The sequence below is a fragment of the Flavicella sediminum genome, assembly GCF_006381105.1.
In the GTDB taxonomy this organism is placed as follows: Bacteria; Bacteroidota; Bacteroidia; order Flavobacteriales; family Flavobacteriaceae; genus Flavicella; species Flavicella sediminum.
Genome location: NZ_VDET01000016.1, coordinates 86,017 through 101,523, shown reverse-complemented (window position 1 = coordinate 101,523; position 15,507 = coordinate 86,017). Strand labels below are relative to the sequence as shown.

At 32.0% G+C, this 15,507-nt stretch carries 15 protein-coding genes; 11 read left to right on the top strand and 4 right to left on the bottom strand.

Annotation, left to right across the window (positions count from 1 at the left end; translation table 11 throughout):
• Positions 1–3: 3 nt before the first annotated feature.
• Both FGM02_RS14175 and FGM02_RS14170 read right to left on the bottom strand, forming a co-directional pair.
• Entirely contained in the window at positions 4–1,899 is a 1,896-nt protein-coding gene (locus FGM02_RS14175) for a RecQ family ATP-dependent DNA helicase (RefSeq protein WP_139959151.1), read from the bottom strand.
• Positions 1,896–2,435, bottom strand: coding sequence for an AAA family ATPase (locus FGM02_RS14170; RefSeq protein WP_139959150.1), 540 nt, complete (start codon positions 2,433–2,435; stop codon positions 1,896–1,898). The genes FGM02_RS14175 and FGM02_RS14170 overlap by 4 nt, the downstream gene beginning before the upstream one ends.
• Positions 2,436–2,631: 196 nt before the next feature.
• Between FGM02_RS14170 and FGM02_RS14165 the strand changes: the two genes are divergently transcribed.
• The 4 genes from FGM02_RS14165 to FGM02_RS14150 all read left to right on the top strand — a co-directional run bounded on the left by FGM02_RS14165 (position 2,632) and on the right by FGM02_RS14150 (position 7,093).
• Entirely contained in the window at positions 2,632–2,913 is a 282-nt protein-coding gene (locus FGM02_RS14165; RefSeq protein WP_139959149.1) for a DUF493 family protein, read from the top strand.
• Between the two features lie 95 nt (positions 2,914–3,008).
• The gene (locus FGM02_RS14160; protein WP_139959148.1) at positions 3,009–4,898 is read left to right on the top strand and encodes a peptidylprolyl isomerase; all 1,890 of its coding nucleotides are present in this window, start codon (positions 3,009–3,011) and stop codon (positions 4,896–4,898) included.
• The gene (locus FGM02_RS14155) at positions 4,891–5,745 is read left to right on the top strand and encodes a hypothetical protein (protein WP_139959147.1); all 855 of its coding nucleotides are present in this window, start codon (positions 4,891–4,893) and stop codon (positions 5,743–5,745) included. The genes FGM02_RS14160 and FGM02_RS14155 overlap by 8 nt, the downstream gene beginning before the upstream one ends.
• A 1-nt stretch (position 5,746) precedes the next feature.
• The gene (locus FGM02_RS14150) at positions 5,747–7,093 is read left to right on the top strand and encodes a peptidylprolyl isomerase (RefSeq protein ID WP_139959146.1); all 1,347 of its coding nucleotides are present in this window, start codon (positions 5,747–5,749) and stop codon (positions 7,091–7,093) included.
• Positions 7,094–7,236: 143 nt separating this feature from the next.
• On the opposite strand, the gene FGM02_RS14145 is transcribed toward FGM02_RS14150, so the two are convergent.
• Together FGM02_RS14145 and FGM02_RS14140 are read right to left on the bottom strand one after the other, a co-directional pair.
• Positions 7,237–7,599: a PUR family DNA/RNA-binding protein gene (locus tag FGM02_RS14145; protein ID WP_139959145.1), complete on the bottom strand. Its 363-nt coding sequence runs from the start codon at positions 7,597–7,599 to the stop codon at positions 7,237–7,239.
• Positions 7,600–7,680: 81 nt separating this feature from the next.
• Positions 7,681–9,432 (bottom strand): ABC transporter ATP-binding protein, encoded by a 1,752-nt coding sequence (locus tag FGM02_RS14140; RefSeq protein WP_139959144.1) that lies wholly within the window; start codon positions 9,430–9,432, stop codon positions 7,681–7,683.
• 175 nt (positions 9,433–9,607) lie between these two features.
• On the opposite strand from FGM02_RS14140, the gene nusB reads away from it, so the two are divergent.
• The 7 genes from nusB to FGM02_RS14105 all read left to right on the top strand — a co-directional run bounded on the left by nusB (position 9,608) and on the right by FGM02_RS14105 (position 15,461).
• Complete coding sequence (nusB, locus tag FGM02_RS14135; RefSeq protein WP_139959143.1) at positions 9,608–10,546, top strand: transcription antitermination factor NusB; 939 nt, start codon at positions 9,608–9,610, stop codon at positions 10,544–10,546.
• 67 nt (positions 10,547–10,613) lie between these two features.
• Positions 10,614–11,066, top strand: a complete 453-nt coding sequence (locus FGM02_RS14130) for a DUF1573 domain-containing protein (protein WP_139959142.1) — start codon at positions 10,614–10,616, stop codon at positions 11,064–11,066.
• Positions 11,067–11,089: 23 nt separating this feature from the next.
• Positions 11,090–11,398, top strand: a complete 309-nt coding sequence (gene yajC / locus FGM02_RS14125; protein ID WP_139959141.1) for a preprotein translocase subunit YajC — start codon at positions 11,090–11,092, stop codon at positions 11,396–11,398.
• Positions 11,399–11,496: 98 nt separating this feature from the next.
• On the top strand, positions 11,497–12,465 hold the full coding sequence (locus FGM02_RS14120; protein ID WP_139959140.1) for a YbbR-like domain-containing protein: 969 nt from the start codon (positions 11,497–11,499) through the stop codon (positions 12,463–12,465).
• On the top strand, positions 12,465–13,046 hold the full coding sequence (coaE, locus tag FGM02_RS14115) for a dephospho-CoA kinase (protein ID WP_139959139.1): 582 nt from the start codon (positions 12,465–12,467) through the stop codon (positions 13,044–13,046). Before FGM02_RS14120 ends, coaE begins: the two co-directional genes overlap by 1 nt.
• A 132-nt stretch (positions 13,047–13,178) precedes the next feature.
• Complete coding sequence (locus FGM02_RS14110; protein WP_139959138.1) at positions 13,179–14,744, top strand: sensor histidine kinase; 1,566 nt, start codon at positions 13,179–13,181, stop codon at positions 14,742–14,744.
• A 21-nt stretch (positions 14,745–14,765) separates the two neighbouring features.
• On the top strand, positions 14,766–15,461 hold the full coding sequence (locus FGM02_RS14105) for a response regulator transcription factor (protein ID WP_139959137.1): 696 nt from the start codon (positions 14,766–14,768) through the stop codon (positions 15,459–15,461).
• Positions 15,462–15,507: the final 46 nt, after the last annotated feature.

Sequence of the window (15,507 nt, the reverse complement as noted above, 5' to 3'; positions counted from 1 at the left end):
GTGTTAATTTAAGGTATAGGTATTTCTTTTTGTTAATTGAATGATATTCTCTTCTAATAGCTCTTGCAAAGTTCTTAAAATTATAGATTCCTTGCTATCTATTCTGAGGCTAATTTCTTTGGAGCTTAATTCTTCTTGACTGAGTAATGCTAGTAATTGTTTTTTTGTAGCAATCGCTATTTGTGGTTTTTCTTTTTTACCAGCCAAACAAACGTCACATATTCCGCAATTGCTAAGTTTACTTTCTTCAAAGTAAGTTAGCAGCTGTACAGATCTGCAAGTGTCATTATTTTCTATAAATTCAACAAATCTTTCAGCTTTTTTTAGTTTGTTCAGCTGACGTGTTTCTATGTTTTTTGAAACTTTATTAATAGTTCTATTGTCTTCACGAGGTACTAAAAATTGAATACTTGCACTGGTACTTGCGGGTTTGTACAATACAATACCATCTGTTTGTAGTTTTTCTAAAATTTGTTGGACTTCCACTTTTGTGCTGCTTATTTTTTTTGAAAGACTGTAAATATCGATACTTACGAAATTTTCAAAAAGTCCACCATGGCTTCTTAATATGGTTTTGATCAATTTTCCACGCTTTGGAAATTGTTCTGAATACTCCAATACATGCGCACTGCTGCTTATAAATTTTAGAATTGTCTTTTTTTGAAAGCCTTCTTGAAAATCTAAGATGTTTTCAAGTGCCAATGTTTTTATGGTGGTGTAGGTATTAACTAATGGGAATTTATATTTATGACAAAATTCCGACAAATTAAATTCGTAACTTTTTAAAGGAAGTTCACCAACGCCAATCACAAAAAATTGATTGAGTTTAAAATAGACTTGTTTTATAAAATCAATGCTTAATTGTTGTTCTTGGTTTCTTTTTTTGAATTGCTGTACATCATGTTTGTTAGTGAGTATTGCCGAAAAAGCTTTGTGCCCATCTCTACCGGCTCTTCCTGCTTCCTGTAAATAATTTTCAACACTTTGTGGAAGTTGTAAGTGAATAACACAACGTATATTGGCTTTGTCAATTCCCATTCCAAAGGCATTGGTTGCCACCATGATCCGGGCTTCTTCTGAAAACCATGTCTCAAACATTTTGTTTTTTTCTTTGGAAGTCATGCCCCCATGGTAATACACACTTTTAAAATGATCACGATTTAGCGCGTCGCTAATTTTTTTTGTTTCATTTCTGGTATTGGTGTAAATAATGACCGGTGCCTTAATTTTTGTCAATATTTGATGAACCCTTAAAAATTTATCTTCGACATCAAATATTTGATAGGCAAGATTTTCTCTTTTGTATGATTTTTTATAAATACGACTGTCTTGAATGTCTAGAAATTCAGCAATATCGTCTATAACTTTTGGCGTTGCAGAAGCGGTAAGAGCTATTGTATTTGCATCTGGACAAAGTTCTTTTAAAATAGCAAGTTCTAAATAAGAAGGTCTAAAATCATGTCCCCATTCAGATATACAATGTGCTTCATCAATTGCAACAAGGTTCACTTGCAGTTGTTTTATTTTATCTTGAATAAAGGGAGATTGTAATTTTTCAGGCGATAAATACAGAAATTTTATATCGTTGAATTGTATATTGTCAAACAATACGATCAAGTCGTCCTGATTTCTGTTTTTGTTTAAAGCAACAGCCTTGATTCCTTTTTCTTCTAGATTGCTTACTTGGTCTTGCATTAAAGCAAGCAGTGGGCTGATGACAATGCACACGCCATCTTGCGCTAGGGCAGGTATTTGAAAGCAAATAGATTTTCCCCCGCCTGTTGGCAAAAGCGCAATGCAATCTTGTTTGTTTAAAACAGTTCTTATTATTTCTTCTTGTGGCGACCTAAAAGCGCTGTGTCCCCAATATTTTTGTAATAAATCGATAGGGTTTTTCATGAGTTGCTGAGTTGTTTTGCAACAAACAGCGCTCTTTCTTCCGGAGTGCCAAAGGGTATTTCAATAGGAGTGTAACCTAAAGTTGTATAGGTACTTACTAATTCCTTGTGAATTTCAACAGCTTCTTCAAAAGATTCAAAACGTTCATTGTCTGTTGTGTGTATGACTTTCCAAGGCGGAGTAATAAATATTTTTTGGTACTTATTTTCTGTATTTATTTTACTGAAGTCCAAGTCGTGCTTTTGCTTGAAGAAATTTAGGTAAGCTGCAATATCAGGAATTCCTCTGTCGAATAAAACAATTTGTTTGTCGGTTTTATGAGCTGTGTTGTATTGCAAAATTCGCTTTTCTAAAAGTAGGGTGCTAAACAGTAAAGGGTCGGTAAGGAATAATTGTGAAATTCCTGTTTTTCGAGCTTCTAAAGTAATTTCTCTTGAAGCTTCTGCAATGCAATAAAAGCCTTGCTTCTCTAAAGAATTTATCAAGGTTGTTTTGCCAGTACTTGGGCCTCCCGTAATTACAATTTTTTGCTGCATCTAGCAAAAATAACACATTCAATACTCTAAGACAATAACAAAATTGGAAAGTCTGTTTTTAAAGAAATAGGAATTACTAAGTTCTTCTGTTATAGCCGATAATAATTGTGTTTGGCAAGAGTAGTTTTTGTGAAAAATACCTTAGTTTTGCAAGACTTTATTTTTTAGATATTAGCAAAAGAAAACAGTGTAAAAAATGACCAAACAAGACGAGTTTTACAGTAAATTAAAAGAGAGTTTAGATACTACGACGACTTTTCCTACAACGTATTTGTATAAATTTATTGTTCCAACAGACAAAAATCAATTAAGCGAAGTAAAGGCAGTTTTTGATATGGGAGGAGCTGTAATAAAAACGAAGAATTCAAAGAACAATAAATACGTCAGTATTTCTATTTCAATAAAGATGAAAAGTTCTGATGCCGTAATAGAAAAATACAAGGAAGTAACAGGGATAGAAGGTATTATTTCTTTGTGATTTTTTTAACAGCAATTCCAAGCTGTGTACAATATCTTTCGACCCTTAAATTAATTGAGCGCATTTGCGTATTTTTGAAATTATATAAATAAATTATGAATAAGAATATTTGTGCTGTTGTTTCAGCATTTTTCATTTGTACCACCTTTATTGGACAAGTAAAAAAAGAAAAAGTTTTATTGAAAATAGACGATCAGCCGGTGTACCAATCGGAGTTTGTTAATTTATTTGGAAAAAACAAAAGTATTACAAATACAGAAATCACGAAGCAAAGTATCAAAGACGATATTGAATTGTTTATCGATTATAAATTAAAATTAATTGAAGCCAAAGAACTTTCTTTGGATACTGCTCAAAGTTATATCAAAGAAGTAGCTCGTTACAGAAATCAATTGGTGTTGCCTTATTTATCCGATGATAAATATATAGACAGTTTGGTTGTACAAGCCTACGAAAGAAGTTTAAAAGAAGTAAAAGCAAGTCATATTTTAATTAAAGTTGCTGCTAACTCCAAAGACACGCTAAAAGCTTTCAATAAAATAAACGCTCTTAGAAAGCAAATTATTGACGGAGCAGATTTCGCAAAAATAGCACAAGAACAATCGGAAGACCCGAGTGCAAAAAGTAACAAAGGTTCTTTAGGTTTCTTTTCTGTATTTAGAATGGTTTCATCATTTGAAGATGCTGCTTATACGACTAAGGTTGGTGAAGTTTCTGAAGCCTTTAGGTCGCAATTTGGTTACCATATTTTAAAGGTAGAAGATGAACGACCAACAATGGGTGAGGTTGAAGTGGCGCATATTATGGTTAGAGATACGTCCAAAGCGGCAAGCAAAGGAACTATTGATAAAGTATATGCCGAGGTTGTGAAAGGTGGTAACTTTGAAGAATTGGCAAAAAAATATTCTGATGATAGAAGATCGGCAACCAATGGAGGTAAAATGTCTAAATTTTCTATGGGTGCTATGCCAAAACCATTTGATGAAATAAGTTTTTCTTTGTCGGAAGAAAATAAATACTCAAAACCTTTTGCAACAGCGTACGGATGGCATATTGTAAAGTTTCATGAATTGCACAAACCAAAGAATTTTGAGGAAAGTAAAGTCTCTTTAAAGAAAAAGGTAAAAGGAGATTCTCGTTCAAAAAACATATCGAACCCTGTGGTTGTTCGTTTGAAAAAAGAATATACGATTGCGGTGAATGAAGATGTGAAAAATTCATTTGCTGAAAGTCAGAAAGCAAATACCGACACTTTGGATCCTTGGATTGTAAAAGTGCAAGATGCTGTTTTTACGAAGAAAGATTTCCAAAACTATATTCGAAACAGAAGAGATAAAAAACCATTGGATGTTTTTGAAGCATTTAAAGATGAAAAAATATTAGGGTATTATAAAGAACACTTAGAAGAAACAGATAAGGAATTTGGTAATTTATTTGCAGAGTATAAAAACGGGTTGTTATTGTTTGATTTAATGAAAGAAAAAATTTGGGATGCGGCTCAAAATGATTCTATCGGACTGCAAGAATACTACAACGAACATACGGATGATTATATTAGCAAAGAATTGATTCACGCAGTTATTGTGACTTCAAAAGAAGAAAATAATAGCAATGAATTGGCGGCTTATTTAGCCAAAGAAAATAATTTAGACTCGATCAACAATTATTTGTCAGCTAAGAAAAATATTTTGACCAAAGTAGGCGATTTTGAAAGAGACAATGCTATTTTTCCTAAAGGAACTGTTTTTACGGCTAATACAGTAAAAACCTACAACAATAAAAAGGAACATGTAGTTGTAAAGATTTTAGAAATTAAAGAAGAAGTTCAACAAGAATTTGAAGACGTTAAAGGAAAAGTAATTAACGACTATCAGAATGAAATTCAGAAAAATTGGTTGGAGGAGCTTCGTGCAAAGCACAAAATAAAAGTATACAAGCACCGTTTAAGAAGTACTAAAAAATTGATGGAAAATTATAATGGTTAAAAATCTTTGTACAATACTAGTAGTACTACTAGCAACTGCGTGTGGTTTAACAGAAGATACTTCTGATAAAAAAACAACAAAAGCAGTAGCAAGGGTAAATGATGCTGTATTGTATCAAGAAGATTTAGCAACCATTATTCCAAAAGGTATTTCAAAAGGAGATAGCGTAGTTGTGGTGCGTGAGTTTATCAATTCCTGGGCAAAAGAAGAATTGCTATTGGCCAAGTCGAAATTGAACATGCCAGCGCAAAATGAACGCTTAGAGGCGTTGGTTAAAAAGTATGAAAAGGATTTATTTATCAATTCCTTTAAAGAAGCTTTGCTAAAACAACAATTGGATACCATTGTCAATCATGAGCAAATAGCTGCTTATTATGAAAAAAATAAGGAAAGCTTTCGAATAAATGAAGAGTTGTTAAAGTTTAAATACATTCATTTAGACCCCAAAAATAAAAACAAATACAAGCTTCGAAATTTATTGATTTCAAAAGGAGCCAATGATTTGCAGTTGTTGGATGAAGCAGAAGACCAAATGCTGTCTTCTTTTTTAAGTGATTCTATTTGGATTCGCTATGCCGATGTACTAAACAAATTACCCGTATTGAAAAGTACGAGTAAAAAAACGCTGATCAAGAAAAATGCCTTTCTTCAAAAAGTAGATTCTACAGGTTTGTATTATGTGTATATAAAGGAGGTAATGCAAAAAAATGAAATAGCACCAATTCGCTATATTGCGGGTATTATAAGAAAAATGATTTTGCATCAAAGAAAATTAGAATTGGTAAACACGGTTGAAAAGGTTTTGATTGACGATGCCATAAAAAATAAACAATTTGAAATATATTAAAATGACGAAAAAAATAATTCTCTTCTTAGCTGTTTTTGCTTCAACACATATTTTTGCGCAATCAAAAATTAAAATTGATGGGGTGGCAGTTGTTGTAGGTGAAAATATAGTGCTAGACTCGGATGTAACAAAATACGCTGAGGAATTGAAGCAGAAGAGTGAAGGAAAGGTGAATATGTCTGATTGCGAAATGCTAGAAGAAATAATGCTGATTAAATTATTGGCGCACCATGCTGTGGTAGATAGTGTTGTGGTTTCTGATGCGGAAATAGAAAGCAATGTAGAAAGAAATATAGGCTACTTTACACAACAGTTAGGTTCTATTGAAAAAGTAGTAGACCTGTACGGTTTTGATGATGAGGATGACTTGAGAAAGGAACTTAGTAAAATTGAAAAAGAATCGGCGTTGGTTAGAGGGGAAAAAGAAAACACTCTAAAAGATGTAGAGGTTACTCCAGAAGAAGTTCGTGTGTATTTTAAAAGTTTAGAAGCTTCAGAAAATTTACCAGAATTTGGTACTGAAATTGAAATGGCACAAATTGTTATGCATGCAAAACCATCTGAAGATGAGGTACAAGAAACCTTAGATAAGTTGAAAGAAATTCGTCAGGACATTGTGAATGGTTCTAGTATTCGTATGAAAGCAATTTTGTATTCTGAAGATCCTGCAGTAACTAATAATGGTGGTTTTTATTCCATTACCAGAGAAAGTGGTTTTGTAAAGGAATTTAAAGAAGTTGCTTTTAGTTTGGATGAAGGAGAAGTGTCAGAACCTTTTAAAACGGATTTCGGTTTTCATATCATCAAACTTGAAAAAATAAAAGGACAGCAAAGAGATGTTCGTCATATTTTAATGCAACCAAAAGTTTCGCAAGATAAATTGGACAAGGTAAAAGAGAAAATCTCTCAAATTAGAGATAGTATTTTGGCAGAAGAATTGAGTTTTGAATTGGCCGTTAAAAAATATTCTGAAGACAAGGATACAAGACAAAACAAAGGAATCATTATCAATCCACAAACCAATGATTCTCGTTTTGAATTGACACGTATGGATCCTTCTTTTTATGGAAGAGTAAGTAACTTGGCTTTAAAAGATGTTTCAGAACCTTTTTATGAAGAAACAAGAGAAGGGGAGAAGATGTACAAAATTATCTTAATGAAAGATAAAGTTGAAGGTCATAAAGCTGATTTTGTAAAGGATTATGTAAAAATTCAACAGTTAACACTTCAAAAGAAACAAGAAGACGTGATTAATAAGTGGTATGCAAAACATGTATTGGATACCTATGTGAAGATAAATGAGAACAATCAAAAATGTGCTTTTAAATACAATTGGAGTAAAAGTTAAGTACAGAAAAATCCAAAAAAAATCTCGAAACTGAAACAGCTTCGAGATTTTTTTTGGTCTAAAGTTAAGACAAACAAAAAGCGTCAAGAATTGTAGTAAGTTCTTGACGCTTTTTTGTGATTTAAAATTTATTGGGTACGCTCTTAAATATCTTCGAAGTTTACATCGGTAAAGCTATCTGCTGTTACAGCTTCTGCATCGATCTCTGTTTCTTTTTTAAAGTCTTTTTGGTGACGGTCGCTAATTACTTCAGCTCCCTTTTCATTTAAAATAAAATCGGTTGCTGCGGTTAGCATTTCGTTAAACTCAGCAAAATCTTCTTTGTAAATATAAATTTTATGTTTTTGATAGTGGAAAGATCCGTCATCATGTGTAAACTTTTTGCTCTCTGTTACTGTTAGGTAATAATCTCCTGCCTTAGTGGCTCTAACATCAAAAAAATAAGTTCTTCTTCCTGCTCTTAATATTTGTGAAAATATTTCTTCTTGTTCAACGTGGTCTTTCATAATAATCTTTAACTATTAGTAAATTATTTTATTTGCTATGCTTCACAAATCTAAAAAAATAATTTACTTTTTAAAGAATAATTAACTTTCTTTTTCTAAAAGTTGCTGCTTGTAAAGTTCTTGGTAATAGCCTTCTTTATTTACTAGTTGATTATGAGTTCCTTGTTGTAAGATTTCTCCTTCGTCAAGTATAATTATTTTGTCTGCGTTTTTGGCTGAAGAGACTCTATGGCTTACAATAATGGTTGTTTTGTCTTTGGTAATTCGTATCAAATTCTTTAAAATTTGCTCTTCTGTTTCGGTATCTACAGCCGATAGACAATCGTCAAAAATTAAGATTCTAGGATTTTTGATAATGGCTCTTGCAATAGAGATCCGTTGTTTTTGTCCGCCAGAAACGGTTATTCCTCTTTCACCTAAAACGGTTTCATAGCCATTTTTAAACCCGGCAATATTGTCATGAATTACAGCATCTTTTGCTGCGGCTTCAATTTTTTCTTGATCTGCATTTTCATCACCAAATCGGATATTATTGGCAATGCTGTCTGAAAACAAAAATGGATCTTGTGGCACCACACCTATATTGTCTCTTAAATTGGCCAAGTCGTGGTCTTTTGTATCTACACCATCAATAATCACAGAGCCACTGCTAGTGTCGTACAAACGAGATATCAAACTTAAAATGGTCGATTTTCCACTTCCTGTTTTTCCGAGGAAAGCTACCGTTTCTCCTTTTTTGATAGAGAAATTTATGTTTTTAAGAGCGGTTATATTGGTGTCGTCATAAGTAAGGCTCACATTTTTAAATTCAATATTTCCTTGTATGTTTTCTACCAAGTTTGTTCCTGAAACAATTTCGGGTGTATGTTCTAAAAATTCATTGATTCTTTTCTGTGAAGCTTCTGCTTGTTGAATAGTGGAAGTTACCCAACCAACAATAGCAACAGGCCAAGTCAGCATATTTACATACATAATAAATTCTGCAATGGTACCAATACTTATAATACCATTAATGTATTGCATACCTCCTACATAAAGCACAATTAAATTACTGATTCCTATTAATAGAATCATCATAGGAAAAAAGAAGGCCTGTACTTTGTAAAGCTCAATGTTTTTTTCTTTGCTGATTTCAGAAAGTTCATTAAAATCGGCAATGGTTTGGGCTTCTGTGGTGTACGATTTTATGACATTGATTCCTGAAAATACCTCTTGGCCAAAAGTGGTAAGTTTCGATAAATATTCCTGAACAATAGTACTTCTTTTATGAATAAACTTACTTAAAACAAAAACAGCAATAGACAATAAAGGAAAAGGAATTAAAGTATACAAGGTTAAGGTCACATCAATTTTAATCATTTTAAAAATAGCGACGGTAAACAAAACCAACATGTTTACGGTATACATAACGGCCGGACCAAAATACATTCTCACTTTTCCAACATCCTCGCTAATTCGATTCATCAAATCACCTGTTCTATTTTTTTTATAAAAATTAAGAGAAAGGCGTTCGTATTGTAAAAAAATTTCATTTTTTAAATCAAACTCAATCAAACGAGAGGTCACGATAATTGTTTGCCTCATTAAAAAAGTAAAGAAGCCAGAAAGAATTGCCAAACCTAAAATAATTCCAATATTGGCTAACAATTCACTACGCAAAACTTCTTCCGTAACAAGTCCACTTACGTAGTCATCGGCTATATTAATTGAATTTTTTACAATTTCTGGAACCTTCACTGCCAAATACCTGGACAGGATACAGATAAAGATACCAGCGATTAAACGATAACGGTATTTGTGAAAATATTTATTTAAATATTGTAATGCTTTCATTTCCTAGTGCTTAAAAATGTCTTTGTACGGAAGCACGAAGATAAAGTTTTCTATGAAATAGCAGGTGTTTCAAGCTTTGATTTGTGAAATAAAAAAGAAAAGAATAATAAGAAATACCATTAAAATAAATAGTATTTTTGCCCGGTCTAACAATAACAATAAAGTTCTTTAAAAAATGATCAATAGAAGACATATCCGTGTAAAGGTAATGCAGTCTGTATATGCCATGCTTACTTCGAATAGTGACAATCTTAAAAAAGAAGAAAACTTTTTAAGAAATAGTATTGATAAAATGTACGATTTGTATGTTTTAATGTTAGATGTACTTCCGAGAGTGCAAGCGATAGCACAAGAAAAAATTGAAATTTCAAAAAACAAACATTTTGTAACTGAAGCCGATTTAAATCCGAATACGAAGTTTGTAGAAAACAAAGTATTTGATTTGATTAGTGGAAGTGTTTCTTTTCAAACCTATAAAGAAGAACATTATTTAGATAACTGGCATATTGAAGAATCGTACATGCGTACTATTTTTGAAAGATTGGAGAAAAGCCAATTGTATGCAGAGTATATGAAAGACCCAGAAACTTCTTTTAAGAAAGATGTAAAGTTTATGGTGAAGTTTTTTTCTGAGTTTATTGCACCTAACGAAACTTTAGCAGCCTATTATGAAGATATTAATATTAGCTGGGTAGATGATATTCCTTTTGTGAATACTTGGGTTGTGAGAACTTTAGAATCTTTAAAGAAAAACAAATCTTTGGTATTGAATAGAATGTACAAAGACGATGATGACAAACAGTTTGTTGTAGACTTGTTTCGAAAAGTTGTATTAAATCATACCAAGTTTGAAAAAGAAATAGAAGACAAAACGCCTAACTGGGAAACAGATCGTATTGCCGATTTGGATATGATTTTGATAAAAATGGGGATTTGTGAGTTTATGCATTTTCCGTCTATTCCAACCAAAGCAACCATTAACGAATACATTGAGGTAGCTAAAGATTATTCTACACAAAAAAGTAGTTTTTTTATCAATGGGGTTTTGGATAAAATTTGTAAAGATTTAGAAAAATCAGATCGATTAAATAAAGTAGGAAGAGGAAGATTGTAAGCGGCATTCGTCTAAAATTTTATACATTTACAATCAAATTTTTTGTACAATTTAAAAAGTAACTAAAGTGAAAAAAATTATAACACTTCTCGTTTTAAGTATAGTGGTTCTTTCTTGTAAAGACAAAGCTGTATCTAAAGTAAAAACAGAAAATGTAGAACAAGCCAAAGAAAGAGATCATCAAAGTACTTTACTTCCTGTAGCTCAATTTGACAAAACCGTGCATAATTTTGGGGTCATCAATGAAGGTGATGAAATTGAAACCACTTTTGTATTGACAAATACCGGAAAATCGGATTTGATTATTAGCAATGCAAAAGGTTCTTGCGGTTGTACAGTGCCAACTTGGCCTAAAGACGAACCGGTAAAACCAGGGGCTTCTGTAGAAATTGGAGTGAAATTTAATTCTAGAGGAAAGAAAAACAAACAATCTAAAACAGTAACCTTAACCACCAATACTATAAATGGTAAAGAGGTTTTGACAATAAAAGGAGAAGTTACTCCGAAAGAAAAAAAATAATTAACAAATAAAATAAGTATACTATGTTATCATTACAAGCAGCAGGAGGATTCGATATTAAAAGTTTAATGCCATTCGCATTGATGTTTATTGTTTTGTACCTGTTTATGATTCGTCCACAAATGAAAAAGGCGAAGAATGAAAAGAAATTTCAAGCAGAAATAGGAAAAGGGAGTAAGGTAATTACAACTAGTGGAATTCACGGGAAAATAGTGGAAATCAACGATAAAGACAATACAGTGGTTATTGAAACTATGGCTGGAAAAATGAAGTTTGAAAAATCTTCATTGTCTATGGAATTGAGTAAAAAATACGCTCCAGCGGCTAAATAATTAGTCCTGTTCTAAATATCTAAGAAAGTGAGCTCATGCTCACTTTTTTTGTACCTTTATTTTTGGGTTTATAACATTATAAACGGCTTAACTTACGCATGAAAACTTCTTTAAATACCAATTCCGCAAGTCCAAGAAAAAGCAAGAAACAACACGTGCTCTTGGTATTTCTAACCATTTCTACTTTTTTTTGGTTTTTAACAAAATTATCGAAAGAATATACGAGTAGTGTGGTGTATAATTTGAGCTATAAAAATTTACCAGAAGCAAAATTATTTCAGAACAATCCTCCACAAACAATTGCTTTGGAATTAAAAGCGACGGGCTTTAAGTTGTTGAAAGAAAATTTTAATAGAAAAACCTTGGAGCTGGATTTGCATCAAGTTAGGTTTAAAGAAAAATACCACTATTATATACTAACAAAATCTAAAACTTCTGAAATTCAAGCGCAACTTGGAAAAAGTATCCGTTTGGAAAATATCGGACAAGATTCTTTGTTTTTCGATTTGGGCGTCAATAAATTTAAAAAAGTACCGGTGGTTTCTGATATTGATATTAGTTACCGTTTGGGCTATAGCCTTTCTGACAAAATATTGATCCAACCCGATTCTATAGAAGTTAGAGGTCCCGAAATACAGGTAGATAAAATTCATGAGCTGAAATTAAAAACACTAAAGTTAACAGATGTTTTTGAAGATGTGTATCACGAAGTTCAATATATAAAACCTGCAAACACAGGAAAGGTCAATTTTGATTTTGAAGCCGTTAAGGTTATTGCCAAAATTGATAAATTTACAGAAGACAGTTTTTCCATTCCTTTTTATATAGAAAATGTTCCTGAAAACGCAAAAATCACGACTTATCCTAAAGAAGTGAAAGTGGTTTTTAAAATAGGCTTGTCCAATTACAGTAAAATTAGCGCCAATAGTTTTAAAGTAGTGTGCGATTATAAAGCTTCGGAAAAAGCAGGACTCAATTATTTGGTTCCTATCATTGTTGAAGAGCCAGAATGGGTTTCTTCTGTAAAATTGGTGCCCAATCACATTGAATATTTAATTCAGAAATAATGGTTGTAGGATTAACAGGCGGTATTGGTAGTGGAAAAACGACGGTTTTAAAAATGTTTCATGCATTAGGTGCAGAAACATATATTGCCGATGTAGAAGCCAAAAAAATAATGAATACTTCTGCCGAAGTAAAACAGCAGATAGCAAAATTATTTGGAGTAAAATCTTATTTGGATGGAACCCTAAACAGAGCCTATATTGCTGAAATTGTTTTTAAAAATCCAGAAAAATTACAAGCCTTAAATGCCATAGTGCATCCTGCAGTTCGGAAAGATTTTAACGTTTTTGTAGAAAATAGCAAAAGTGCTTATGTGGTGTATGAAAGTGCTATTTTATTTGAATCGGACAATTTTCAATTTTGCGATGTAATAGTCGTTGTAGTGGCGCCATTAGACTTAAGAATTGAAAGGGTTTTGCAAAGAGAAACAACTAGCAAAGCACAAATTGAAGCACGTATAAAGAATCAATTGCCAGATGAAGTTAAAATTGCTAAGGCAGATTTTGTATTGGAAAATACAACGCTTGATAAATTGCAAGCCGATGTTTTGGAACTGCATCAACAATTCTTGAAATTAACATAGGTTAAGGAGTCTTCCTTGTTTGTTCGTTTTAGCGCTTTTTCAAGTCTTAATAATTAGTTAAATATCCTTAATATGTTAAAATCAACATTCAAATAAGGGGCTTCAATCTTTTGAAAAAACTATTTTTGATTTATGGGAAAAAAAATGTTCGCGCTCATTGTATTCTTAATGAGTATTTCTCTTATTGGAATTATTACAGTACAAATTTTTTGGATTGGTAATGCTATTGAAATTCGGGAAAAGCAATTTTCTAACGATGTAAATTTTGCATTGTCTAAAACCAGTGAATTGATTTATAAAAAAGATTTGATCAATTTCACCACACAGTACATGGATTATTTCGATACCAAAGAAACGGCTAAAAAAGCTGATTTTTCTAAATTTGTGTACGAGCGTATTAATACTACGACCAATGAAACTTTTCGAGTATCCACCAGTGTATTAAACGAAAATTCGTATTACAAAGGTTTGGACGATTTTCATAAAAATGATTCAATACTTACGACTTCGGTAACTAGTAAAATTGATGTTTTTAAAGTAAAGAATTTTACCAACGACAAAGAACTTTCGAAAGTAAGCGATGTAGAAAAGATAACATTTCACAACAGTCTTACCGAAATTGATAAGTTAGATATTGAAAATATTTATTTGAGTAAGGATGAGCCTATTTATAAAAGGTTGTCCAAAGAAATTGTTTTGGATATTTTAACCAAGGAGTTGCAAAATGCAGGTATCAATGTCGGATTTAAATATGGAGTTTTTACCCAAGGTTCTCCCACAAAAATTAAATCGGATTATTTTAAAATTGAGGAAAATAAAAGTTACAAAGCAAAATTATTTCCAAAGGATAGAAGTGAAAAAAATCATGAATTGTATGTAACGTTTCCTAAAAAGGAACATTATATTTTATCAGATATTGGAGGAATGCTGTTATTGTCGGTATTCTTTACCATCATTATTATGCTGGCTTTCGCAAGTTCTTTGTATCAATTGGTGAAACAAAAGAAAATATCTGCTATCAAAACAGATTTTATCAATAATATGACACACGAGTTTAAAACGCCAATTGCAACCATTAATTTGGCATTAGACTCAATCAAAAATCCTAAAATAATTGACGACAAGGATAAAGTGTTGCGTTATGTTGGGATGATTAAAGAGGAGAATAAGAGAATGCATGCACAAGTTGAAAATGTGTTGCGTATTTCAAAGCTTGAAAAAAATCAATTGGATGTAAGTAAGGAAGCTTTAGATTTTTATGAAGTGTTGGAAGAGGCTTTAACACATGTAGATTTGCTATTGGAAAATAAAGGAGGAGTTGTTAATTTGCATTGCGAACAACTAGCTTCAGAAGGTTTGGGGAATGCTTTTCATTTAACCAATGTGTTTGTGAATATTTTAGAGAATGCAATCAAGTATTCTTTAGAAAACCCGAAAATCGATATCTTTATGGAAAGCTCTGTAAAGTATTTGACGATTAAAATTAAAGACCAAGGAATTGGGATGAGCAAGGCAGCTCAAAAACATGCTTTTGACAAGTTTTATAGAGAACAGAAGGGAAATGTTCATGATGTAAAAGGACATGGTTTAGGACTGGCTTATGTGAAGGAAATTATTGAACACCATCAAGGAACAGTTTTTGTTGAAAGTGAAAAAGGAAAAGGAAGTACTTTTACGGTAAAACTGCCTTTGGTATAACTATTATGAAAAAATAACACTATGAGTAACAAGAAAATTTTATTAGTAGAGGACGATCCAAATTTTGGAATTGTTTTAAAAGATTATTTAACCTTAAGTAATTTTGACGTTGTTCATGCCAAAGATGGTTTGGAAGGGTTAATTATGTTTAAAAATCAAGATTACGATTTGTGTATTTTAGACGTAATGATGCCTCGTAAAGATGGATTTACCTTGGCACAAGACATACGTAAAACCAACAAAGAAGTGCCTATTATTTTTTTAACGGCGAAAACCATGAAAGAAGATATCTTAAAAGGATATCAGGTAGGTGCCGATGATTATTTGAACAAACCTTTCGATTCTGAAGTATTGTTGTACAAAATCAACGCGATTTTACAACGTAAAGAAGGTGAAAAAGGAACGGAAGATGACGTGTTTGAATTTCAAATTGGTGGGTTTCATTTAAATTCTAAATTAAGACACTTAAGTTACAATGGGGCAGAAGCTATTAAATTGTCTCCAAAAGAGAATAAATTATTAAAAATGTTGGCTGTTCATAAAAACGACCTGATGCCAAGAGAATTGGCGTTGACAAAAATTTGGCGTGACGATAATTATTTTACATCTAGAAGTATGGATGTTTACATTGCCAAATTGAGAAAATATTTAAAAGAAGATCCAGATGTTGAAATTATCAATATACATGGAGAAGGATTTCGATTGGTTGCCAATTAAAAGCAAAGCAAAAGTTATTTTTTTTTGAAGAGATAGCTATCTTTGT